Source organism: Sinorhizobium fredii NGR234, assembly GCF_000018545.1.
In the GTDB taxonomy this organism is placed as follows: Bacteria; Pseudomonadota; Alphaproteobacteria; order Rhizobiales; family Rhizobiaceae; genus Sinorhizobium; species Sinorhizobium fredii_A.
Map to the genome: position 1 here is coordinate 3,097,165 of NC_012587.1, position 22,099 is coordinate 3,119,263.

Annotated in this window: 17 protein-coding genes; 14 read left to right on the forward strand and 3 right to left on the reverse strand. The window is 63.7% G+C overall.

Annotated features, from left to right (window positions below; all coding sequences use genetic code 11):
• Positions 1 to 28: 28 nt before the first annotated feature.
• On the forward strand, positions 29 to 715 hold the full coding sequence (locus tag NGR_RS25905) for a TetR/AcrR family transcriptional regulator (protein WP_164924492.1): 687 nt from the start codon (positions 29 to 31) through the stop codon (positions 713 to 715).
• Positions 716 to 734: 19 nt separating this feature from the next.
• Here NGR_RS25905 and NGR_RS25910 read toward each other — a convergent pair whose 3' ends face one another.
• Entirely contained in the window at positions 735 to 1,073 is a 339-nt protein-coding gene (locus tag NGR_RS25910) for a VOC family protein (RefSeq protein ID WP_240545173.1), read from the reverse strand.
• A 198-nt stretch (positions 1,074 to 1,271) separates the two neighbouring features.
• On the opposite strand from NGR_RS25910, the gene NGR_RS25915 reads away from it, so the two are divergent.
• The 4 genes from NGR_RS25915 (at position 1,272) to lysS (ending at position 6,564) form a co-directional block, all read left to right on the forward strand.
• Entirely contained in the window at positions 1,272 to 2,111 is an 840-nt protein-coding gene (locus tag NGR_RS25915) for an AraC family transcriptional regulator (protein ID WP_012709453.1), read from the forward strand.
• A gap of 181 nt (positions 2,112 to 2,292) precedes the next feature.
• Positions 2,293 to 3,048 carry a TerC family protein gene (locus NGR_RS25920; protein ID WP_012709454.1) on the forward strand — a complete coding sequence of 252 codons (756 nt, stop codon included), beginning with the start codon at positions 2,293 to 2,295 and terminating at the stop codon, positions 3,046 to 3,048.
• 551 nt (positions 3,049 to 3,599) lie between these two features.
• Positions 3,600 to 5,057 (forward strand): glutamate--tRNA ligase, encoded by a 1,458-nt coding sequence (gene gltX, locus NGR_RS25925; protein ID WP_012709455.1) that lies wholly within the window; start codon positions 3,600 to 3,602, stop codon positions 5,055 to 5,057.
• Positions 5,058 to 5,067: 10 nt separating this feature from the next.
• Complete coding sequence (lysS, locus tag NGR_RS25930) at positions 5,068 to 6,564, forward strand: lysine--tRNA ligase (RefSeq protein ID WP_012709456.1); 1,497 nt, start codon at positions 5,068 to 5,070, stop codon at positions 6,562 to 6,564.
• A gap of 85 nt (positions 6,565 to 6,649) precedes the next feature.
• Here the strand turns inward: lysS and NGR_RS25935 are convergent, their stop codons facing one another.
• The gene (locus NGR_RS25935) at positions 6,650 to 7,306 is read right to left on the reverse strand and encodes a hypothetical protein (protein ID WP_012709457.1); all 657 of its coding nucleotides are present in this window, start codon (positions 7,304 to 7,306) and stop codon (positions 6,650 to 6,652) included.
• A 171-nt stretch (positions 7,307 to 7,477) separates the two neighbouring features.
• Complete coding sequence (locus NGR_RS25940; protein WP_164924493.1) at positions 7,478 to 7,966, reverse strand: RidA family protein; 489 nt, start codon at positions 7,964 to 7,966, stop codon at positions 7,478 to 7,480.
• A 194-nt stretch (positions 7,967 to 8,160) separates the two neighbouring features.
• Here NGR_RS25940 and NGR_RS25945 point away from each other — a divergent pair, with 194 nt between their 5' ends.
• The 9 genes from NGR_RS25945 (at position 8,161) to NGR_RS25985 (ending at position 22,098) form a co-directional block, all read left to right on the forward strand.
• Positions 8,161 to 8,868, forward strand: coding sequence for a TetR/AcrR family transcriptional regulator (locus NGR_RS25945; protein ID WP_012709459.1), 708 nt, complete (start codon positions 8,161 to 8,163; stop codon positions 8,866 to 8,868).
• Between the two features lie 189 nt (positions 8,869 to 9,057).
• Positions 9,058 to 10,293: an NAD(P)/FAD-dependent oxidoreductase gene (locus NGR_RS25950; RefSeq protein ID WP_012709460.1), complete on the forward strand. Its 1,236-nt coding sequence runs from the start codon at positions 9,058 to 9,060 to the stop codon at positions 10,291 to 10,293.
• A gap of 90 nt (positions 10,294 to 10,383) precedes the next feature.
• Positions 10,384 to 11,337, forward strand: coding sequence for a nucleoside hydrolase (locus NGR_RS25955; protein WP_012709461.1), 954 nt, complete (start codon positions 10,384 to 10,386; stop codon positions 11,335 to 11,337).
• A gap of 229 nt (positions 11,338 to 11,566) precedes the next feature.
• Positions 11,567 to 12,577: a ligase-associated DNA damage response exonuclease gene (locus NGR_RS25960; protein ID WP_012709462.1), complete on the forward strand. Its 1,011-nt coding sequence runs from the start codon at positions 11,567 to 11,569 to the stop codon at positions 12,575 to 12,577.
• A 3-nt stretch (positions 12,578 to 12,580) separates the two neighbouring features.
• The gene (locus NGR_RS25965; RefSeq protein ID WP_012709463.1) at positions 12,581 to 14,194 is read left to right on the forward strand and encodes a cisplatin damage response ATP-dependent DNA ligase; all 1,614 of its coding nucleotides are present in this window, start codon (positions 12,581 to 12,583) and stop codon (positions 14,192 to 14,194) included.
• Positions 14,195 to 14,301: 107 nt separating this feature from the next.
• Positions 14,302 to 16,968, forward strand: a complete 2,667-nt coding sequence (locus NGR_RS25970; protein WP_012709464.1) for a bifunctional diguanylate cyclase/phosphodiesterase — start codon at positions 14,302 to 14,304, stop codon at positions 16,966 to 16,968.
• A gap of 255 nt (positions 16,969 to 17,223) precedes the next feature.
• A complete protein-coding gene (locus tag NGR_RS25975; RefSeq protein WP_012709465.1) occupies positions 17,224 to 20,136 on the forward strand; it encodes a monovalent cation/H+ antiporter subunit A in 2,913 nt (970 codons plus the stop codon).
• Positions 20,136 to 20,486, forward strand: coding sequence for a Na+/H+ antiporter subunit C (locus NGR_RS25980; protein WP_012709466.1), 351 nt, complete (start codon positions 20,136 to 20,138; stop codon positions 20,484 to 20,486). The genes NGR_RS25975 and NGR_RS25980 overlap by 1 nt, the downstream gene beginning before the upstream one ends.
• Entirely contained in the window at positions 20,452 to 22,098 is a 1,647-nt protein-coding gene (locus tag NGR_RS25985; RefSeq protein WP_164924494.1) for a monovalent cation/H+ antiporter subunit D, read from the forward strand. Before NGR_RS25980 ends, NGR_RS25985 begins: the two co-directional genes overlap by 35 nt.
• Position 22,099 lies beyond the last annotated feature (1 nt).

Below are 22,099 nucleotides of genomic sequence, written 5' to 3' on the forward strand. Positions count from 1 at the left end.
TTTACAGGAGTGGAAACGTCCGGCGATTATGACCTCAGCGAAAAGCGCACAGCAGGAAAAGTCCCTGCAGCAGGAACAGCACCCCTCGAGCGGGCGACGCGCCGCCGGCGAGGACCCGGTCAAACGCGAGCAGATTCTCGAAGGCGCCAAGCGCGTTTTCATGCGCAGCAATTTCGATGCGGCCAGCATGAACGACATCACGCGCGAGGCCGGCGTTTCCAAGGGCACCCTCTACGTCTATTTCGAGAACAAGGAAGACCTCTTCGAGGCGCTGATCGCCCGGGAGCGCAACCGGATCGTCAGCAGCATCAAGCAGTCGCTGAACGACATCGAGCCGATCGACGAAGCCCTTCACGATTTCGCCGTGACGCTGGTGACGAGCATAACTTCCGACTACACGATCCGCGCCATGCGCACCGTGCTCGGCGTGATCGACCGTATGCCGCGGCTTGCGCAGCGATTCTTCACCGCGACACCCGAAAACGGCTACACGGTGCTGAAGGCCTATCTCGAGCAGCAGGTGGCGGCAGGAAGGTTGTCGATCGACGACACGGAACTGGCCGCAAAGCAGTTCATCGAGCTCTGCATGGCCGGCCTCTTCAAGGGCCGCCTGTTCGGCATGTGCGACGCCATTTCCCCCGAACAGATCGAGAAGAACGTGACCTCGGCCATCCGCGTCTTCATGGCCGCCTACGGCCCACGGGCGGCGCGCTGACGGCAGTATGGGCCGCTGCCTAAGCCGGGCTGCACATCTGCAGGCGATTGCCGAACGGATCGTAGAAGCTCGCAAAGGTGACGAAGCCGGGAAATACCTGTGCATCCTCGCACTGGACACCGCGGCGGCGCAGTTCGTCGACGGCCGCATGGCAATCCTCGACATTCAAGACAAGTGTCATCCCCGCGGACGGTGTCCAACTGCTCTCGGCCAAAGTCACAGAAACGTTCCCGCCCGCCGCCCCGGAAGAGAACTCGATCCAGCCGGCCTCGGGCAGATCGTAGAGCGGCGGCCCGAAGCCGAGCACCTCGCCGTAAAACGCCCGGGCGCGATCAAGGTCTGTCACCGAGATCGACACCACATTGATTCCGCGAAACAGAGCGCCGAACGTTGTCATGTTTTGAAATGTAGGCCACGGATTGCTGAGGTCGAGGCGGACGACAGGCCGAATTGCCGACAAGGCGTGCGGCGCTATCTATTCAGGAATCCAGCAACGGCGATCAAACGCGCCCTCCGATAAACCCGTAGAGCTAGGTCGTCTACCACGGAAGTGAACATGAGTGCCATCGGAAGGGCGATCTGGTACATCGAAAGCCATTTCGCAAAGGATATAACACTGGAGCAGATTGCCGACGCCGCCGGCCTGTCGCGCTATCACCTGTCGCGCGTCTTCGGCCTTGCAACCGGCCATTCGATCAGCGCCTATATCCGCGGGCGCCGCCTGAGTTGGGCGGCGCTTCTCCTCGCAAACGGCAACTCCACCATTCTCGGGGTGGCGCTCGATGCGGGCTACGGCTCGCACGAGGCATTCACCCGTGCCTTTCGCGACCAGTTCGGCGTGACACCCGAATCGATCCGCAAGCAAAGGCATCTCGGCAATATCGAATTGATGGAGCCCATCAGGATGGACGACACGCGCAATCTGAAGATCGAACCGCCGCGCTTCGAGGAGAGCCCCGCCCTGCTCCTCGCCGGCCTTGAAGAAACCTATACCTATAATCGCACGGAAGGAATCCCTTCGCTCTGGCAACGCTTCAACACCCATTTCGGCCATATTCCGGGCCAGCGCGGCAACGTTGCTTATGGGGTCTGCACCCATGCGGATGCCGAAGCCGGTAGCTTTCGCTACATGGCGGCCGTCGAGGTCGCGGATGCGGAGGCCCTGCCGAAAGGGTTCTCGACCTTGAGACTACCGAAGCAGCGCTATGCTGTGTTCCTGCACCGCGGCCACATCTCGGCCATCTCGACCACGGCCCACGAGATATTCGGAACATGGTTTCCGCAGTCCGGTCTCGAGCACGGCGAGATGCCCGATCTCATCGAACGCTACGACGATCGCTTCGATCCGGATTCCGGCATGGGCCTCGTCGAAATGTGGGTTCCGATAAAACAGTAAACGGTAAAACGCTGCCGCAAAGCCGCGGCAGCGCTTGCCACTTCGGCGCTACTCCTTAAATACTGCGGGCTAGCCAGGCGCAACGACGCGCCGCGGAGGGGAAAGTGCGTGCGGTTTCCGCGCGGCTTCCGCTCCGGTCTGTTGGAACCGGTCACGTTCGTCAGAAAGGAACAGTTCGCCGATGCAGGAAATCCTCACGCTCGCTCAAAGCCCGGAGGCTTGGATCGCGCTTGTTACGCTCATCGTGATGGAAGTCGTCCTCGGCATCGACAACCTGATCTTCATCTCAATTCTGACCAACAAGCTGCCTGCCGAGAACCGCGTCAGCGCGCGCCGCATCGGCATCGGCCTCGCGCTGATCATGCGGCTGGGGCTGCTCGGCACGATCGCCTGGATCGTGCAGCTGACCGAGCCGGTCTTCGAGGCCTTTGGCCACGGCTTCTCCTGGAAGGACATGATCCTGATCGCCGGCGGCCTCTTCCTCGTCTGGAAGGCGACGAAGGAAATCCACCACAATGTCGACCCGAGCGACCATGGCGAGGATTTCATCGCAAGCTCGGCGATCAACGGTTTCACGGCAGCGATCGGCCAGATCCTGCTGCTCGACCTGGTCTTCTCGGTCGACAGCATCATCACCGCCGTCGGCATGACCCCGCATCTGCCGATCATGGTCATCGCCGTCGTCGTCGCCGTGACGGTCATGCTGGTCGCGGCCAATCCGCTTGCCAACTTCATCGAAAGGAACCCGACCATCGTCATGCTGGCGCTCGCCTTCCTCTTGATGATCGGCACGACGCTGATTGCCGAAGGCATGGGCTTCCACGTACCGAAAGGCTACGTCTACGCCGCCATGGCCTTCTCGGCGCTGGTCGAGATCCTCAACATGGTCGCCCGCAACGCACGCCTCAGGAAGCAGCAGGCCTCGAAGCTGCACTAGATCACGATGATTTTAGGTCGGCTCGACCTAAAATCATGAACGTGATCGATTCTAATAGGTTAGAGCGGGATGCGGGCGGAAAACCGCACACACTTTTCCTCATCCCGCTCTGACCGCCGCGTTTGCGACGTTGCGAAGAGGCCCGCATTCTTCTGAATGCGGGCCTCTTGCTACGGGAGGTAGGCGAGGATGCGGACTGGACGGTGTCAGGAGCTCGCCTGCCTTTTCGTTGGCCACGGGAAGAAACCGGCAAAATTCCCGTATTCTCCAGTTCCGTCGCGTCCGGTTGCCACAGTCCGCGTCCTCGCAGCAGAAACGCAGCCGCGCCGTTTGCGTTCCAGCACTTGTCCGGCGGGCGGCGACAGATAGCGCGCCTTCCTCTTTCCGTTGACATCAGGGACTTTCTATGGTCTCACCCCTGCCGACTGGAATTGCCCGCCGATACCGCTTGAGCGGCACCCTTGCGGGCCTTCCTTCCCATAAAATGCGCGCCCGCACGCTGGTAGGCATTCCGGCAAGGGCTCAAGAGCACGTCAAGACGGGCAAAGACCATGGCAGATTCCGCAGTCCGGGTACGCATCGCACCCTCCCCCACCGGCGAACCGCATGTCGGCACCGCCTATATCGCGCTGTTCAACTATCTCTTCGCCAAGAAGCACGGCGGCGAATTCATCCTGCGTATCGAGGACACGGACGCGACGCGCTCGACGCCGGAATTCGAGAAGAAGGTGCTGGATGCACTGAAGTGGTGCGGACTCACATGGTCCGAAGGTCCGGATATCGGCGGTCCCTACGGCCCCTATCGCCAGAGCGACCGCAAGGACATCTACAAGCCCTTTGTCGAGAAGATCGTCGCAAACGGCCACGGCTTCCGCTGCTTCTGCACGCCCGAGCGGCTGGAGCAGATGCGCGAGGCGCAGCGCGCCGCCGGCAAGCCGCCGAAATATGACGGCCTCTGCCTCGGCCTCGCCGCCGAGGAAGTCACGTCGCGCGTCGAAGCCGGCGAGCCGCATGTGGTGCGCATGAAGATCCCGACGGAAGGCTCCTGCAAGTTCCACGACGGCGTCTATGGCGATGTCGAGATCCCGTGGGACGCGGTCGACATGCAGGTGCTGCTGAAGGCCGACGGCATGCCGACCTATCACATGGCGAACGTCGTCGACGACCATCTGATGAAGATCACCCATGTGGCGCGCGGCGAGGAGTGGCTCGCCTCCGTGCCGAAGCACATCCTGATCTATCGGTATCTCGGCCTCGAGCCGCCTGTCTTCATGCACCTGTCGCTGATGCGCAATGCCGACAAGTCGAAGCTGTCGAAGCGCAAGAATCCGACCTCGATCTCCTATTACACGGCACTCGGCTACCTGCCGGAAGCGCTGATGAACTTCCTCGGGCTGTTCTTCATCCAGATCGCCGAGGGCGAGGAACTGCTGACCATCGAAGAGCTTGCCGGAAAGTTCGATCCGGAAAACCTGTCGAAGGCCGGCGCCATCTTCGACATCCAGAAGCTCGACTGGCTGAACGCCCGCTGGATCCGCGAGAAGCTCTCGGAAGAGGAGTTCGCCGCACGGGTCTTCGCCTGGGCGTCGGAGAACGATCGTCTCAAGGAGGGCCTGAAGCTCTCGCAGTCGCGCATCTCGAAGCTCGGCGAACTGCCGGACCTCTCCGCCTTCCTCTTCAAGTCGGATCTCGGCCTGCAGCCCGCCGCCTTCGCCGGCGCCAAGGCTTCTCCCGAGGAGATGCTCGAGGTCCTCAACACCGTTCAGCCGGACCTCGAAAAGATCCTCGAATGGAACAAGGAATCGATCGAGGCGGAGCTGCGCGCCAGTGCAGAGCGGATGGGCAAGAAGCTGAAAGCCGTCGTCGCTCCCCTCTTCGTCGCCGTGTCCGGGTCGCAGCGGTCGCTGCCGCTCTTCGATTCGATGGAGTTGCTCGGCCGTGCGGTCGTCCGCCAGCGGCTCAAGGTGGCGGCGCAGGTAGTCGCCTCCATGGTGGGCAGCGGAAAGTAAGGACAGGACCATGAACGAGAAGACAGCAACGGCCAGCCTTTCCTCCGACGCGACCGAAGTGCGCGCCCAGAAGCTGAAGCTGCTGCGTGAGCAGATCGGCGATGTCTATCCGGCGCATTTCCACCGGACGATGACCAATGCGGAACTCGCGGTGAAATATGAGGGCCTGGAGCCGGACACCGAAACGCAAGACGTCGTGACCGTTGCCGGCCGCGTCTTTTCCTCGCGCAACTCCGGCATGTTCATGGATCTCCATGACGCTTCCGGCAAGATCCAGATCTTCTCGCACAAGGACACGACGCCGGAAGAGGCGCGGGCGCTGCTGCCGATGATCGACATCGGCGACATCATCGGCGTTACGGGCATCGTTCGCCGGACCAAGCGCGGCGAGCTGACGATCAACGCGCAAGCGATCACCATGCTGACCAAGTCGCTGCTTCCGATGCCGGAGAAGTGGCATGGTCTTTCGGATATCGAGCTGCGCTACCGCAAGCGCCATCTCGACATCATGACCAATGAAGAGTCGAAGCTCCGCTTCCAGCAGCGCAGCCGGATCGTTTCGGGGATCCGCCGATTCATGGAAAACGACGGCTTCATGGAAGTCGAAACGCCGATGCTGCATTCGGTCTATGGCGGCGCAACCGCCGAGCCGTTCAAGACGCATCACAATACGCTGAAGCTCGACATGTACCTGCGCATCGCGCCGGAACTCTATCTGAAGCGCACGCTGGTTTCGGGGCTGACCGACAAGGTCTTCGAGATCAACCGCAACTTCCGCAACGAAGGCGTCTCCACCCGGCACAATCCGGAATTCACCATGATGGAGTGCTATTGGGCCTATGCCGACTACGAGGACATCATGGACCTCGTCGAGCGGATGTTCGCCGAACTGGCGGTCTCGATCCACGGCACGACGGAATTCGCCTATGGCGACAAGGAAATCTCCTTCAAGGGTCCGTTCCGACGCGTGCCCATGCCGGACGCCGTCAAGGAAGTGACCGGTATCGACTTCATCGCGATCAAGACCGACGAAGAAGCCCGCGCTGCGACCAGAGCTGCCGGCTTCGAGGTGGAGAAAGACTGGACCTGGGGCGAATGCCTCGCTTTCGTCTTCGAAGAGAAGGTAGAACCGACGCTGATCCAGCCGGCCCACGTCACGCACTTCCCGAAGGACATCTCGCCCTTCGCCAAGGAAGTGCCGGGCGAGCCGCGCCTCGTCGAGCGTTTCGAGACCTATTGCAACACCTGGGAACTCGGCAACGCCTTCTCGGAACTCAACGATCCGGAAGAGCAACGCGCCCGCATGGTCGAGCAACTTGAGCAGGCGCATGCGCGCGGCGAAAAGGCCAAGCAGCTCGACGACGAATTCCTCGATGCGATCGACCAGGGCATGCCGCCCGCCGGCGGCCTCGGCATCGGCGTCGACCGGCTGATCATGCTGCTCACCAACGCGCCGTCGATCCGCGACGTCATTCTCTTCCCGGCCCGCCGCCACAAGGCCGACTGAGCGGGAGGAATGGACCTCGGACGGGACAGCCCATCGCGCAAGCGGGGGGCTTTTCGTTTATGCGGGTACTATTGGCGAGGCGGCTTCAGTGTCCGCCATGCCCTTCGGCAGCCTCGGCCGGATGCTCGCTGGCTTCAGGAGTTGCGGGCCCCTCCGCGCCTTCTGCCTCGGCCGCTGCCGGATCGATGCAAAGCGAGTGATCGTCCATCTTGGCCATGATGGCACGGACCTCATCGAGCCCGAGGCTCACCGCCTTGCCGTGGAACATGCCGTCGGGATTGGCCGCGCCATCGTTATAGGAAGCCCGGAACGGCTCGTCCATGCCCTTGACGCTCTGCGGACCGGGCGCGAAAAGCACTTCGGCACCGATCGCCGCACCGCGCACCGCGGCGCGCTCCTGCGGGCCTGCCGCATCGAGGACGACGACCTGGTAGAGGTCGGCCTTTTCCTTCTTGGCAAGTGCGCCGACGACGCGCAGCGCGGTGCGGACGCGGTCCGGCCCGCCGGCGCTCTCCGTCTTCACATGCATGCGTATCCAGCGCTGCCCGCGGTGGTCGAGCTTGACCGTCCTGAGCATCGTGCATTCGAGCCCGGAGGCGGAGGGTTCCGCGAGGTGCGCGGCGAGTTTGTCGCGTCCCACATAGACGGCGGCAGCACCCGACGCGGCCGACACGGCAAAAGCGGCAGCCAGGATGACCACGAGCCGCTTCGAAGGACGCAGTTTAGTCAAGATAGCCTTCACAGGCGGCTCCGCTGTGGACGCAAATACAAGAAAAGCCAGAACGGTACTGACGATAGTCGAAACACCCTTTCGGAAAGTTAAACGACCGTCCGCGTCGCCACGCGAATTGCTGCATCTTGCCCTCGATCACGGTTTTGATTTTGGGTCGATCAGACCCAAAATCATCGCGATCTAGTCAAGTACGGCCATGGCTTCAACTTCGAACAGCATGCCGTCGACCGCCAGTCGGGGCACGGGAATCAGGGTCTGCGCCGGCAGCGCCTCGCCGAACATTTTCTTGACGTTCCTGGTCAACACCTCAAGCTTGGACATATCGTGATCGACCACGAGGATCGTCAGCTTGGCGACCTGATCCGGCCTTGCACCGAGCGCATCGAGGGCGGCGTGCAAATTTGCGTAGGCCTGCTCGACCTGGACAGCGAAGTCGGGCGACAAGGCTCCAGTGCCGTCTTGGCCGCCCTGTCCCGAGATGTAGGCCACCCGGGCTTCTCGGGGCATGATCACCGCCGTGCTGTAGCCGTTCGGCGTCGGGTCGTAGAGGTTTCGAGGATTGACGATGGTCAGCTTGAGATCGTTCTCATTCGCTGTCGTCGCAGCGGGAACTCCGATGGTCATGATGATTAGCCCTCCGATAAGCAGATGCTTGATTGCGCGTGACATGATTTTCTCTCGGCTCTGAGCACGGCGAGCGACCTTGCCCAGCCTGCAGGATTGAACTTGAACCCTCCGCCTCTACGATTGACTCGTACGGCGTACGAATTAGTCGCACCGTACGACGTACGAGTCAACCGTTCAGGATCGACATTCGCCGCATTGTCGGGCTAAATCGACGTTCGGGTCAGCAAGGAAGACGGATGGCAACCAAGCGCAGCGGTGCTCAGAGCAAACGGTCTCGACGGATAGATGCGGCACTCCATTCCGGGCAGGAGCCGCGCAGTGAACCGCCTCTTTCCCTGGAACGTATCGTGGCGACAGCGGTAGAACTGCTGGACGCCGAGGGAGTCGACGGATTGAAGATGCGTCGGCTGGCCGATCGCCTCGGCTCGGGCGCGATGAGCCTCTACTGGCACGTCGACAACAAGGAGGAGGTCTTTGATCTGGCACTCGACTCGGTGCTCGAATATCGCGGGCCGCCGCAAACCATCGAGTCTGAAGACTGGCGTGGGGAAGTCTTTCATATGCTCGAAGACTGGCGCGCCAGCATGCTGCGCCATCCTTGGTCGGCATCGCTGTTGCCGCGCCGGGCGCTCGGGCCGAACATCCTCAGTCGCCTGGAACTGCTGAGCAAGACCTTGTCAAAGGCCGGCGTAGCGGACGCGGATTTGAACGTCGCGATATGGTCGCTCTGGAACTATGTGGTAGGCGCTACCTTCACCCGGGCGAGCTTCGATCTTTCGGATGACGACAGGGCCGCCGCGCAGCTGCGCCTTGAGCAGCTCAGCGAACGCTACCCGACGATCGGACGCTCTCGGCTGCTGTTGGACAACGACTGGGATGGCGCTTTCAGGAAAGGCCTCGACTTGCTGCTCGATGGCCTGGCCCAAGATGAGGCTGAAGGGTAGCTTTGGGCCCAAAGCGACTGTCGCGAACCCCCGATTAAAGCGGCGACTTGAATCCGACCTTCCCGAAAAATCGGCTTGCGCCGATATCGGCACAAGACGCGTGGAACGGGGCGTAAGCCTCTTGCTCTCCCGACCGCCATCACTAAAAACGAAGCGGCAATTCTCAGTTTTGAGGACCGGCGGGGAATCATGGCGCGTATCGGAATAATTGGAGCGGGAATCATCGGCTGTGCCGCGGCGGTCCATCTCATCGCCGAAGGCCACGCGGTCACGGTTTTCGAGAAGGACGTCGACGGGCTGCCCGCTTCGGTCGGCAATGCCGGCATCCTCGCCGTTCCGGAGATCGATCCGATGGCCCGCCCGGAAATGCTCTTCGCGGCGCCGAAGTGGCTGGCCGATCCGCTCGGGCCGCTGACACTCCGCTGGCAGGATCTGCCGGCGCTTGCACCATGGCTCTTCCATCTGCTTCGGGCGGCGCGTCCGGCCCAGGTGGCACGCTCGCGCCAGGCCCTGCTCGGCCTGATGCGCGACGCATTCGCCGCGCATCAGGTAATGGCAAAGCTCTGCGGTATCTCCGGCCACATGAGCCCGACCGGGGCTCTGACGATCTTCGACGGCGAGGCCGCCCTCGATGCCGCGTTCCGGCACGAACAGGCAACCGCCCAGCTTCTCGGCTTCGGCGTCGAACGGCTCGACGCCCGTGCCGCCCGCAGCCGCGTCCCTGCGCTCGAGGGCACGTTCGCCGGCGGTGTCTTCAGCAGCGGATACCAGACCTTTCTCGATCCGTTGAAGCTGCTGCGCGACATGCAGCACCATGTCCGGCAACACGGCACGCTCATCGAGGCCGGCGTCGAAGCCGTGCAGCCAGTCACCGAGGGAATCACCGTGCTCGCCGACAGCGGCGAACGGCAGGTTTTCGACAAGGTGGTGATCGCTGCGGGCGTGTGGTCGCGCACGCTCGTCCGCCAGCTCGGACTGAAGGTGCTCCTGGAAACCGAGCGCGGCTACAACACCACCTTCGCCGATCCGATCGCGAAGCTGGAAATGCCGCTCTTCTTCGCCGAGCACGGCTTCGTCGCGACGCCGCTTGCCGACGCCCTGCGCATCGGCGGTGCCGTGGAATTGGCCCGGCCGGAGGCGCCGCCGAACTATGCGCGGGCCGCCGCGATGCGTCGGAAGATGCGGCGTTATGTTCCGAGCCTGCCGGAGACCGGCGGCAAGGAATGGATGGGCCGGCGCCCCTCGACACCGGATTCCGTTCCGGTCATCAGCCTTCATCCGGCCGATCCGCGTATCGCCATGGCTTTCGGACACGGCCATCTCGGCCTGACGCTCTCGGCGATCACCGGTGCAAAGGTTGCCACTCTCCTCTCGAAGGGAGCCAGTGCCGATCTCGAACCCTTCAACATCGGGCGCTTCCAGTAGCCCAAGGCAACCCGATCGATTGACTTTCCCCGCAGCTTGCCCATTGCCGCCGACGCAAAGGGTCAGATTTCCCCAGAGAAGGAAGACGACATGCACAAGGTTATTTTCGACACGGATCCGGGCGTCGACGACGCCATGGCGCTTCTCTTCCTGCACCGGCACCCGCAGATCGACCTCGTCGGCATCACCTCGGTGTTCGGCAACGCCTCCATCGAGACGACGACGCGCAATGCGCTCTTTCTCAAGCAGGCCTGGGGCATTGCCGCACCGGTCGCCAAGGGCCTCGGCGAGATGTTCAATCCCGGTCGGCCGCATATCGACTGGCCGACGGGCATCCATGGCCACGACGGGCTCGGCAATATCGACGTGCCTGATGTGATCGACCTGCCGCTCGATCCCCGCCCTGCCCATCGGTTCATCATCGATACGGTGCGCGCCAATCCCGGGGAGGTAACGCTCGTCGCCGTCGGCCGCATGACCAATCTGGCCCGCGCGTTGCGTGAAGACCCGGAGATCGCCGGCCTCGTCAAGGCCGTGGTGATCATGGGCGGCGCCTTCGATGTGCCGGGCAACATCACGCCGGCGGCCGAGGCCAATATCCATGGCGACCCGGAGGCCGCCGACGCGGTGATGACCGCCCCATGGCCGGTGACGGTGATCGGTCTCGACGTGACCTCGCAGACGGTGATGACGCGCGCCACGCTCGCCGATATCGCCGAGCGGGGCGGCAAAGCGGCAAAACTCCTCGCTGACATCTCGCAGTTCTACATCGTCTTCTACGAGCAACATGTCGATGACGGCATGGTCATCCACGACAGCTGCGCCTGTGCCTATGTCGTCGCGCCGGAATTGTTCCAAACCCGCAGCGGCCCGATCCGCGTCCTGTGCGGCGGCATCGCCGACGGCCAGACGATCCAGAAGCCGGACGGACGGCTTTTCCCGCCGAATGCCTGGGACGGGGCGCCGAGCCAGAAGGCCTGCATCGGCATCGATGCCGACGCGGTGCTGAAACTGATCGGCGATACGCTGGCGAACGGTCGTTAGAGACTGCCAAGAAAGTCCCCTCCCCAACCCCTCCCCACAGGGGGAGGGACTTACCCCCGCGATAGCCTCCGCACCTGATCTTGACCTTGCCACTCGTGGCGACGTTGATCGCGACGGGGGCGGCGCCGTATGTGAGCCCCTCCCCCTTGTGGGGAGAGGTCTTACGCAGGGGATGAAAAACTTGCCCGGATAGCTGGCAGAGCCGCGCCGGCCGGCTATCTTTGTTCGCATGAAGCCGGACAGTTTGCTCTATCCCGCCCCGAAGGGACTCTATTGCGAGAAGGGAGATTTCTACATCGACCCGGTGCAGCCGGTCGAAAGGGCGCTGATCACCCATGGCCATTCCGACCACGCCCGCACCGGTCATGGCCGCGTGCTCGCGACGCGCGAGACGCTCGACATCATGCGCATCCGCTACGGTGACCTCTTTTGCGGCGCAAGCGAGGTGGCCAACCTTGGCGAAACGATCGTTGTCAACGGCGTTCGGGTCTCATTCCATCCGGCCGGCCATGTCCTCGGCTCCGCCCAGATTGCAGTCGAGGCGGGTGGAAGGCGGATCGTCGTTTCGGGCGACTACAAGCGGCGCTCCGACCCGACCTGCCGCCCCTTCGAACCGGTGCCCTGCGACGTCTTCATTACCGAGGCGACCTTCGGCCTGCCGGTCTTCCACCATCCGGACGACCGGTCGGAGACGGCCCGGCTTCTCGCATCGCTGAAGCAGTTTCCCGAGCGCGCCCATGTCGTCGGCGCTTACGCGCTCGGCAAGGCGCAGCGGCTGATCGCGCTGCTGCGCCAGCAGGGCTACGACGAACCGATCCATATTCACGGCGCGCTCGCGAAACTCTGTGAGTATTACCGGGCGGAAGGCATCGATCTCGGCGAGCTTCGCCCGGCCACCCTCGCCGGCGACACGAGGCCGGATTTCGCCGGCGGCATCGTGATCGGCCCGCCTTCGGCTTTTGCCGACCGCTGGGCGCGGCGTTTCGCCGAGCCCGTCGCCGCTTTCGCTTCCGGATGGATGCTCATTCGCCAGCGCGCCAAGCAGCGCGGCGTCGAACTGCCGCTCGTCATCTCCGACCATTGCGACTGGGCCGAACTCACCGGCACCATCCGCGAAATCGCGCCGGCCGAAGTGTGGGTGACGCATGGCCGCGAGGAGGCCCTGGTGCGCTGGTGCGAACTGGCGGGCATCCCGGCGCGGCCGCTCCATCTCGTCGGTTACGACGACGAAGGAGAATGACGGATGAAAGCCTTCGCCGAACTGCTCGGCCGTCTCGTCCTGACGCCCCAGCGAAATGCCAAGATACGGCTGCTCGCCGACTATTTCCGCAGCACTCCCGACCCGAGCCGCGGCTACGCGCTCGCGGCGATCGCCGGGACGCTTTCGCTCAACACCGTGAAACCTGCATTGATCCGAGACCTGCTGCTCGAGCGCATGGACGAGGTGCTGTTCCACTATTCCTACGACTATGTCGGCGATCTTGCCGAGACGGTGTCGCTGGCCTGGGAGCCGCCGGAGGGGATTGCACCTGCGGACATTCCGCTCGGGGAAGTCGTCGAGCGGCTTCAAAGGGCGGGGCGGTCCGAGGTGCGGTCGCTCGTCCGCGACGTGCTCGACCGGCTCGATACCGCCGGCCGCTTCGCTTTTCTGAAACTGGTCACCGGCGGCTTGCGGATCGGCGTTTCGGCGCGGCTCGCCAAACAGGCGCTGGCCGACATGGGCGGCAAGGACATCGGCGAGATCGAAACCTTGTGGCACGGGCTTTCGCCGCCCTATCTGCCGCTCTTTCTGTGGCTTTCCGGGGAAGCGGAGATGCCGGTCCTGACCACGCCGGCCGTGTTTCATTCGGTGATGCTGGCCACTCCGATCGGCGACGGCGACCTCGAAGGCCTCGACCCGGCCGACTTCGCCGCCGAATGGAAATGGGACGGCATCCGCGTCCAGCTCGCCAATATCGGCGGCGTGCGGCGGCTCTATTCCCGCAGCGGCGACGAGATTTCCGGAGCCTTTCCGGAAATCATCGAGGCTGCCGATATCGCCGGCGTGATCGACGGCGAACTCCTGGTCGGCGGAACGACGCGCACCAATCGCTCGACCGCCACCTTCGGGGACCTGCAGCAGCGGCTCAATCGAAAGACCGTCAACCGCAAGCTGCTGGAAGAGTACCCTGCCTTCATTCGCGGCTACGACATCCTCTTTTCCGGCGAGCGCGACATGCGGCCCGAGCCCTTCCACGCCCGTCGCGAAGCCCTGGCGGACCTCATCGACGCCGCGTCGCCGCAGCATTTCGACCTGTCGCCGCTCGTCGCCTTCTCAACCTGGGAGGAACTCGATCGGCTCCGCTCGGACCCGCCGGATCCGGTCATCGAGGGCATCATGCTGAAACGCCTCGATTCGCCCTATCTGGCCGGTCGGAAGAAAGGCCCATGGTTCAAGTGGAAGCGCGCGCCGTTCAACATCGACGCGGTGCTGATGTACGCGCAGCGCGGCCACGGCAAGCGCTCCAGCTACTATTCGGATTTCACCTTCGGCGTCTGGACGGAGGCGGAAGGCGGCACGGCCCTGGTTCCCGTCGGCAAGGCCTATTTCGGCTTCACCGATGCCGAGCTCGAGGTGCTTGATCGGTTCGTCCGCGACAACACGGTCGAGCGCTTCGGCCCGGTGCGGGCGGTCCGCGCCGAACCGGACGCCGGCTTTGTCGTCGAGGTGGCCTTCGAAGGCCTGAACCGATCGACCCGTCACAAGTCGGGCGTCGCCATGCGCTTCCCGCGCATCGCCCGGCTGAGACCGGACAAGCTGCCCCGGGAGGCCGACCGTCTGGAGACCTTGCAGGCAATGATGGGCATCAAGAGTTAGCCGTACCGATTTCGGCTATTTCAGTGACCGCGAATGAAGAATTGTTAAGGAGAGTTTGGAATATTCGGGCTGTCTTGCCACCAATTCCGCATCCGCAGGGTCGTCTTGTGCCAGAAATAAAAGGTCAATATTTTGGGAAATACCGGCTCTCGCGGTTTCTGACGCCCAATTACGTCCCAGCCCTGATCGCGACCTTGGTGGTTCTGATTGCCGGGGTTCTCGCCGACAATCAGAACCGGGTCGTTTTCGAAGCGCGTCTGCGCTCCGAGGTCGCGGACGAACTCAACCCGATACGCTCGCGCCTGGAGAGCAGCGTCAACGGCAATATCCAACTCGTCCGCGGCCTGATCGGCACGATCGCGACCGAGCCCGACATGCGGCAGCAGCGCTTCAGCGAACTTGCCCAGAGCATCTTCAGCGAACGTTCGCAACTTCGCAACCTCGCCGCAGCACCCAACCTGGTCGTCTCCATGGTCTACCCGGTGGCGGGCAACGAGAAGGCGATCGGCCTCGACTACCGCAGCAACGACAAGCAACGCGAAGCCGTCATGCGTGTGGTGGCGAGCGGAAAGATGGTGCTTGCCGGCCCCGTCGATCTCGTCCAGGGCGGTCGCGGATTGATCGGCCGGTTTCCGGTGACGGGCAATGCCGGCGGCAGCAAGCGTTTCTGGGGGCTGATGTCGGCAGTCATCGACATCGATCAGCTCTATCGCGACAGCGGTCTTGTCTCCTCCAAACTCGGTATCGACATCGCCCTTGCCGGCCGTGATGGCCAGGGACGCGACGGCGCGATCTTCTTCGGCGATCCGGCGATCTTCGGCAAGGCGCCGGTGGAGATGGACGTGACGCTGCCCGGCGGCTCGTGGCGGATGGCGGCGATACCGAAGGGCGGCTGGCCGGCGACGCCGGACAATGCCTGGCAGGTCCGCCTGCTCATCCTGCTCGGCGGCCTGATGATCGTCGTGCCGATGATCGTCACGGGACATCTGACGACGGAGCGCCAGCGAAACATCCGCGCGCTCCGGCAGAGCAAGGACCAGCTGCTGGAACTTTCGCATCGCCTCAAGATCGCGCTCGACACATCCAAGATCGGCATCTGGGAACTCGATATCGACACCGGCAGACTGCTGTGGGACAACCGGATGAAGGAGCTTTACGGCGTCGGCTCATCCGTCCGCGAAAACTACGACGACTGGAAGGAGGCGCTGCATCCCGACGATCTCGCGCGCGCCGAGGCGGAATATGCCGAGACGGTCGCAAGCGGCGGCGCCTACAATTCCGAATTCCGTATTCGGCTGCCGGGCGGCGAGATCCGCCACGTCCGCGCCATGGGTTCGATCCACGCGAGCGCGCGGGGAAGCCGGAAGATCGTCGGCGTCAACTGGGACGTGACGGCCGACGTCGAAACGCGCGCGAGACTTTCCGAGGCCAAACGCCTTGCCGAAGCCCATAGCGCCGAGCTGGAGGCGGCGCGGTACCGGATGGAGTTCAATGCCCTGCACGACCCGTTGACGGGCCTGCCGAACCGCCGCTTCCTCGACCAGATCCTTGGCGACCACGCCCGGCAATTCGACGCCCGGGACAGGGTCAGCATCTTCCATATCGACCTCGACCGTTTCAAGCAGATCAACGATACGATGGGCCATGCTGCGGGCGACGAAATACTCAGACATGCGGCCGGACTGCTGCGCTCGAGTGCGAGGGAGAGCGACTTCGTCGCCCGGATCGGCGGCGACGAATTCGTCATCATCCGTGCAGGCGGCAACACCGAGGAAGATGCGGCGCTGGCCTCGAGCATCATCGAGGCAATGAGCACGCCGGTCCGCTACAAGGACCAGGAATGCCGGATCGGCGTCAGCATCGGCATCGCCGCCCAGGCCGCGGCGACCGACGAGCTCGCCCAGATCCTCGTCAACGCCGACATCGCGCTCTACGAGGCCAAAAGGCGCGGCCGCAACAGGCACGAAACCTTCACCGGGGCGCTCAAGACCGCCGTGTTCCAGACGAAGCAGACGGCCGACGAGATCCTTCGCGGGCTCGAGCAGAACGAGTTCGTCGCACATTTCCAGCCGCAGTTTTGTCCGGCATCCCTGGAGGTCATCGGCGTCGAAGCGCTGGCGCGATGGGATCACCCCACCAAGGGGCTGATCGGGCCGCACGCCTTCCTGAAAACCGCCGAAGACATCAACGTCGTCGCAGCCATCGACCAGGCGATCCTAGAGCAGGCGCTCTTCCAGATCTGCCGCTGGGAGGCGAACGGCATCCGCATACCCAAGGTCTCGGTCAACCTCTCCTATTCGCGGCTGCGCGACGAGGGGCTGATCGAACGGCTGGAGCAGATGCGCATACCCGAGGGTCGGCTTTCCTTCGAATTGCTCGAATCGATTTCCTTCGACGAGAACGACACGACGCTGCTGTCGAACATCAGGCGCATCAAGGAACTGGGCATCGACATCGAGATCGATGATTTCGGCACCGGCTACGCCTCCATCCTCAGCCTCTTGAAGCTGACGCCGCGTCGCCTGAAGATCGACCGGCAACTGGTACTGCCGCTTCTCGAGTCCCCCCAGCAACGCCGCCTCGTCGAGTCGATTATCGACATCGGGACCTCCCTCGGCATCGAAGTGATCGCCGAAGGCGTGGAGACGCACGAACACGCCGCCATTCTCAAGCAACTCGGCTGCCATGGACTGCAGGGTTACGCCTTCGCCCGGCCGATGAGCGCCAATGACCTCGCGACCTTCATCTTCGAACGGAAATGGCGCGCCGCCTGAGATAGGGGCAACCGGCCGGAGCGCTCCGCTCTCGCGCAGAGCGCTGCAGGACGCGACGTCTCGGCGCGTTTTTCTGTCCCGAAAGGCTTGGCAGTCGAGCGGAAAAAAGTCATAAAAACATATGCCTCTGCCGCTTCGCGGATAGTCCGGGCATTTCGGCGACGGTTGCTCCGGCGGCTGTCCCTCCGGAACCAGCAGTTCCAATCTCCGATGCATCCAGACCGAGAGGGCTGAACGATCGAATACGCGGAAAAATTGCTATCGGTCTTCATTCTCGCCCCATTCGGGGGAAGCCTCATCGCAATCTTCTTTCCGTCCGATCAGCGCGGCGCCACAGCCTGGTTCGCAGGCGCGATCGCCCTCATTTGTTTCCTCGTCACGGCTGCCCTCTACCCCTTTGTCGCCACCGGCGGCGTGCTGCGCTTCGAGCTCGCCTGGATCCCCGAACTCGGCCTGAACTTCAAACTGCGCATGGACGGGTTTGCCTGGCTGTTTTCGGCGCTGATTACGGCAATCGGATTCCTGGTCGTCCTCTACGCCCGCTATTACATGGCCGAGGAAGACCCCGTGCCGCGCTTCTTCGCGCTCTTTCTCGCCTTCATGGGCTCGATGCTCGGCGTGGTGCTTTCCGGCAACCTCATCCTGCTCGCAGTGTTCTGGGAACTGACCAGCATCGTTTCCTTCCTGCTGATCGGCTACTGGCATCACAACGCGCATGCCCGCGACGGCGCCCGCATCGCACTGACGATGACCGGCATGGGCGGCCTTGCGATGCTCGTTGGCCTGCTTTTGATCGGCCGGGCTGTCGGCAGCTACGATCTCGACGCCGTGCTCGCCTCGGGCGACGCGATCCGCAACGATCCGCTCTACAACGTGATCCTCATTCTCATCCTGCTCGGCGCGCTGACGAAGAGCGCCCAGTTCCCCTTTCACTTCTGGCTGCCGCATGCCATGGCGGCACCGACGCCGGTTTCGGCCTATCTGCATTCGGCGACGATGGTGAAGGCCGGCGTTTTCCTGCTGGCGCGGCTTTGGCCGGTGATGGCCGGCACCGAAGCCTGGTTCTGGATCGTCGGCCTTGCGGGCCTGACGACGCTGCTGCTCGGCGCCTATTTCGCGATCTTCCAGCAGGACCTGAAGGGGCTGCTCGCCTATTCGACGATCAGCCATCTCGGGCTGATCACCGTTCTGTTGAGCCTCGGCAGCCCGCTGGCCGCAATCGCGGCGGTCTTCCATATCGTCAACCACGCGACCTTCAAGGCCTCGCTGTTCATGGCCGCCGGCATCATCGATCACGAAACCGGCACGCGCGACATGCGCCGGCTGAGCGGCCTCTTCCATTACATGCCGATCACCGCGACCCTCGCCATGGTCGCAAGCGCCGCCATGGCCGGCGTACCTCTGCTCAACGGCTTCCTGTCGAAGGAAATGTTCTTCGCCGAGGCGATCGAAACGCATCTCGTCAATGCGCTCGACGCGGCGACCCCCTATGTCGCAACGATTGCCAGCATGTTCGCGGTGACCTATTCGCTGCGCTTCATTCACAGCGTCTTTTTCGGGCCGCTGCCCTCCGACCTGCCGAAGAAGCCGCACGAGCCGCCGCGATGGATGCGGGCACCCGTCGACTTCCTGGTGCTCGCCTGCCTGGTCGTCGGGATCATTCCCGCCCAGACGATCGGGCCGTTCCTGCACACCGCGGTCGTCTCGATCCTGCGCGAGGAAACGCCGGTCTACAGCCTTGCCGTCTGGCATGGCTTGAACATCCCGCTGATCATGAGCTTCGTGGCGCTATCCGGCGGCGTCGGCCTCTACTTCCTCATGCGCTCCTATCTTGCGACGGGCATAGAGGGGCCGCCGGTCTTCCGCCTGCTCGAGGGACAGCGCATCTTCGAGCGCGTGCTGGTGACGCTGTCGTGGAAATGGGCCCGCTCGCTCGAGCAGAGCCTCGGCACGCGCCGCCTGCAGCCGCAGATGCGGCTCCTGGTCTTCCTGGCACTCGCCGCCGGCGCCCTGCCGCTTGCAATCGGCGGCTTCCGGCTGCCGCCGCTCGTCATTCGCGGCGTCGATCCCGCCTTCGCCCTGCTGTGGGGCATCGGCATCGCCTGCGCCGTTGGCTCGGCCTTCCTCGCAAAATTCCACCGGCTGGCATCGCTCGTGCTCCTCGGCGGCGCCGGGCTCGTCACCTGCCTCACCTTCGTCTGGCTGTCTGCTCCCGACCTTGCCGTCACCCAGCTTCTCGTCGAGATCGTCACCACGGTGCTCATCCTGCTTGGACTGCGCTGGCTGCCGAAGCGCATCGAGGAGCCAGAGACGGCGGATATTCCACTGAAGGTCCGCTTCAGGCGCTTGCGCGACTTCCTGCTCGCCGCCGCGGCGGGCGGCGGGATCGCGCTCGTCGCCTACACGGTGATGACCCGGCCGTCGGTAATGGAGACCATCGCCAGCTTCTTCCTCGCCCAAGCCTACCACGAGGGCGGCGGCACAAATGTCGTCAATGTCATCCTGGTCGATTTCCGCGGCTTCGACACGCTCGGCGAAATCGCCGTGCTCTGCATCGTCGCGCTGACGGTCTTTGCGTTGCTGCTGCGCTTCCGCCCGCACCCGGACAGCCTGGAAACGCCCGAGCAGCAGAAGGTGCAGAAGGCCTATGACGACGACCATCCCGAGAGGGCGGAGGGCGACAGCGTCGCCGAATATCTTCACATCCCCTCGGTGATCATGCGCTGGATGTTCCCCGTCACCGGCATGCTCGCCGCCTATCTGTTCCTGCGCGGCCACGACCTGCCGGGCGGCGGCTTTGCCGCGGGCATTGCCATGTCGATCGGCTTTATCCTGCAATACATGTCGGGCGGCACCCGCTGGGTAGAGGAGCGGCTGCGCATTCACCCGCTTCGCTGGATGAGCATCGGCCTCCTCGTCGGATTGGCAACCGGCGTCGGTTCCTGGCTGTTCGGCTATCCGTTCCTGACGTCGCGCTCCGAATATGCGAGCCTGCCGGTCATCGGCAAGGTTCCGCTGGCAAGCGCCATCCTCTTCGACCTCGGCGTCTTCTCGCTCGTGCTCGGCGCCACGGTCCTGTTGCTCATCGCGCTGGCCCACCAGTCGGTCCGCCGCACAACGCGCGCGCATATGCGGACGGCGCGGCCCGAAAGGGAGGCGGCACAGTAGTGGAACTCATTCTCTCCGCCGGTATCGGGGCGCTCGCCGCATCTGGAATCTATCTTCTCTTAAGGCCGCGAACCTATCAGGTGGTCATCGGGCTCTCGCTGCTCTCCTATGCGGTCAATCTCTTCATCTTCAGCATGGGCAGGCTCAGGGTGAACGCCCCGCCGGTGTTGGAACCGGGCGGCGCGGGCGACCTCCTGCGCTACACCGACCCTGTTCCGCAGGCTCTCGTTCTGACCGCGATCGTCATCGGCTTCGCCATGACCGCGCTTTTCCTCGTCGTGCTGCTCGTTTCACGCGGCTTCACCGGCACCGACCATGTCGACGGAAGGGAGCCACCGCGCGGTGACTGATTGGCTGAACCATCTTCTCATCCTGCCGATCCTGCTGCCGCTCGCGGTCGCAGCGGTGCTGATCCCGATCGACGAGCGCGACCGGACGCTGAAGGGAGCGGTCGGCTTCGCCTCGACGCTCGTCGTCTTCATCGTCGCGACGATATTGATGCGGCTTGCCGCGGCGGGTGAAGGCAGCCTGCCGGGCGGCGGCGTCTATCAGCTCGGCAACTGGCCGGCACCATTCGGCATCGTCCTCGTCCTCGACCGCCTGTCGGCGCTGATGCTCTGCCTCTCAAGCGGCCTGGCACTCGCCGCCCAGGTCTATTCGATGGCCCGCTGGCACACGGCCGGACATCATTTCCACTCGCTGTTCCAACTGCTCGTCGCCGGCCTCAACGGCGCCTTTCTGACCGGCGACCTGTTCAATCTCTTCGTGTTCTTCGAGATGATGCTCGCCGCGTCCTATGGCCTGCTGCTGCACGGCTCCGGACCGCTGCGCGTCAAGGCCGGGCTGCATTACGTCGCCATCAATCTCGCCGCCTCGTCGCTGTTCCTGATCGGCGTCAGCCTGATTTACGGCGCCACCGGCACGCTCAACATGGCCGATCTCGCGCAGAGGCTCGCGGCGCTCGCACCGGAAAGCCGGCGCCTCGTCGAAACCGGCGCCGCAGTTCTGGGTGTCGCCTTTCTCGTCAAGGCGGGCATGTGGCCGTTGAGCTTCTGGCTGCCGACTGCCTATGCGGCGGCGACGCCGCCGGTCGCCGCCGTCTTCGCCATCCTGACGAAGGTCGGCATCTATGTCATCCTCCGCCTGCATATGCTCGTCTTCGGCACCGCGGCGGGCGCGTCGGCCGGTTTCGGCCAGGATTGGCTCCTGGCCGGTGGCATGCTGACGATCGCCTTCGGCACCATCGGCGTGCTCGCTTCGCAGGCAATGGGGCGGCTCGCCGCCTATGCTGTGCTCGTCTCGTCCGGGACGTTGCTTGCGGCGATCGGCCTCGGACGACCGGAAATGCTCGCCGGCGCCCTGCTCTATCTTGTCAGCTCGACGCTGACGATCGCCGCCTTCTTCCTGCTCATCGAGCTCGTCGAACGCGGCCGCGACGCCGGCGCCGACGTTCTGGCGGTGACGATGGAAGCCTATGGCGACTTCGACGAGGATGAAGAAGAGGAGGAAGTGGGCGTCGCCATTCCGGGCACGATGGCCATTCTCGGGCTCTGCTTCTGCCTGTGCGCCATCCTGCTTTCCGGCCTGCCGCCGCTTTCGGGCTTCATCGCCAAATTCGCGCTGTTGCGCGGGCTCTTCGACCTGCCGGAGGCAAGAGAGGCGAGCCTGATTTCCGCCGCCGACTGGATCTATGTGGCGCTGCTCATCCTCTCTGGCCTCGCCGCCATGATCGCCATGAACCGGGTCGGCATCCGGACCTTTTGGGCTTCGATCGAGGGGACCATACCACGCGTCGTCGTCATCGAGATCGCACCCGTTGCCGTCCTGCTCGCGGCCTGTATCTTCCTGAGTTTCCAGGCCGGGCCGGCGATGCGATACATGCAGGCGACCGCCGACGATCTGCTCGCCCCCCTCGTCCTCAGCGAGCGGGTTCTTTCCGCACCCAGGGCGGGGGGACAGTAGA

Excerpts from the sequence above, each read along its gene's own strand:
- NGR_RS25905 (WP_164924492.1), top strand. The coding sequence starts at position 29 with ATGACCTCAGCGAAAAGCGCACAGCAGGAAAAGTCCCTGCAGCAGGAA.
- NGR_RS25915 (WP_012709453.1), top strand. The coding sequence starts at position 1,272 with ATGAGTGCCATCGGAAGGGCGATCTGGTACATCGAAAGCCATTTCGCA.
- NGR_RS25920 (WP_012709454.1), top strand. The coding sequence starts at position 2,293 with ATGCAGGAAATCCTCACGCTCGCTCAAAGCCCGGAGGCTTGGATCGCG.
- gltX (WP_012709455.1), top strand. The coding sequence starts at position 3,600 with ATGGCAGATTCCGCAGTCCGGGTACGCATCGCACCCTCCCCCACCGGC.
- lysS (WP_012709456.1), top strand. The coding sequence starts at position 5,068 with ATGAACGAGAAGACAGCAACGGCCAGCCTTTCCTCCGACGCGACCGAA.
- NGR_RS25940 (WP_164924493.1), bottom strand. The coding sequence starts at position 7,966 with ATGTCACGCGCAATCAAGCATCTGCTTATCGGAGGGCTAATCATCATG.
- NGR_RS25945 (WP_012709459.1), top strand. The coding sequence starts at position 8,161 with ATGGCAACCAAGCGCAGCGGTGCTCAGAGCAAACGGTCTCGACGGATA.
- NGR_RS25950 (WP_012709460.1), top strand. The coding sequence starts at position 9,058 with ATGGCGCGTATCGGAATAATTGGAGCGGGAATCATCGGCTGTGCCGCG.
- NGR_RS25955 (WP_012709461.1), top strand. The coding sequence starts at position 10,384 with ATGCACAAGGTTATTTTCGACACGGATCCGGGCGTCGACGACGCCATG.
- NGR_RS25960 (WP_012709462.1), top strand. The coding sequence starts at position 11,567 with ATGAAGCCGGACAGTTTGCTCTATCCCGCCCCGAAGGGACTCTATTGC.
- NGR_RS25965 (WP_012709463.1), top strand. The coding sequence starts at position 12,581 with ATGAAAGCCTTCGCCGAACTGCTCGGCCGTCTCGTCCTGACGCCCCAG.
- NGR_RS25985 (WP_164924494.1), top strand. The coding sequence starts at position 20,452 with ATGTCGACGGAAGGGAGCCACCGCGCGGTGACTGATTGGCTGAACCAT.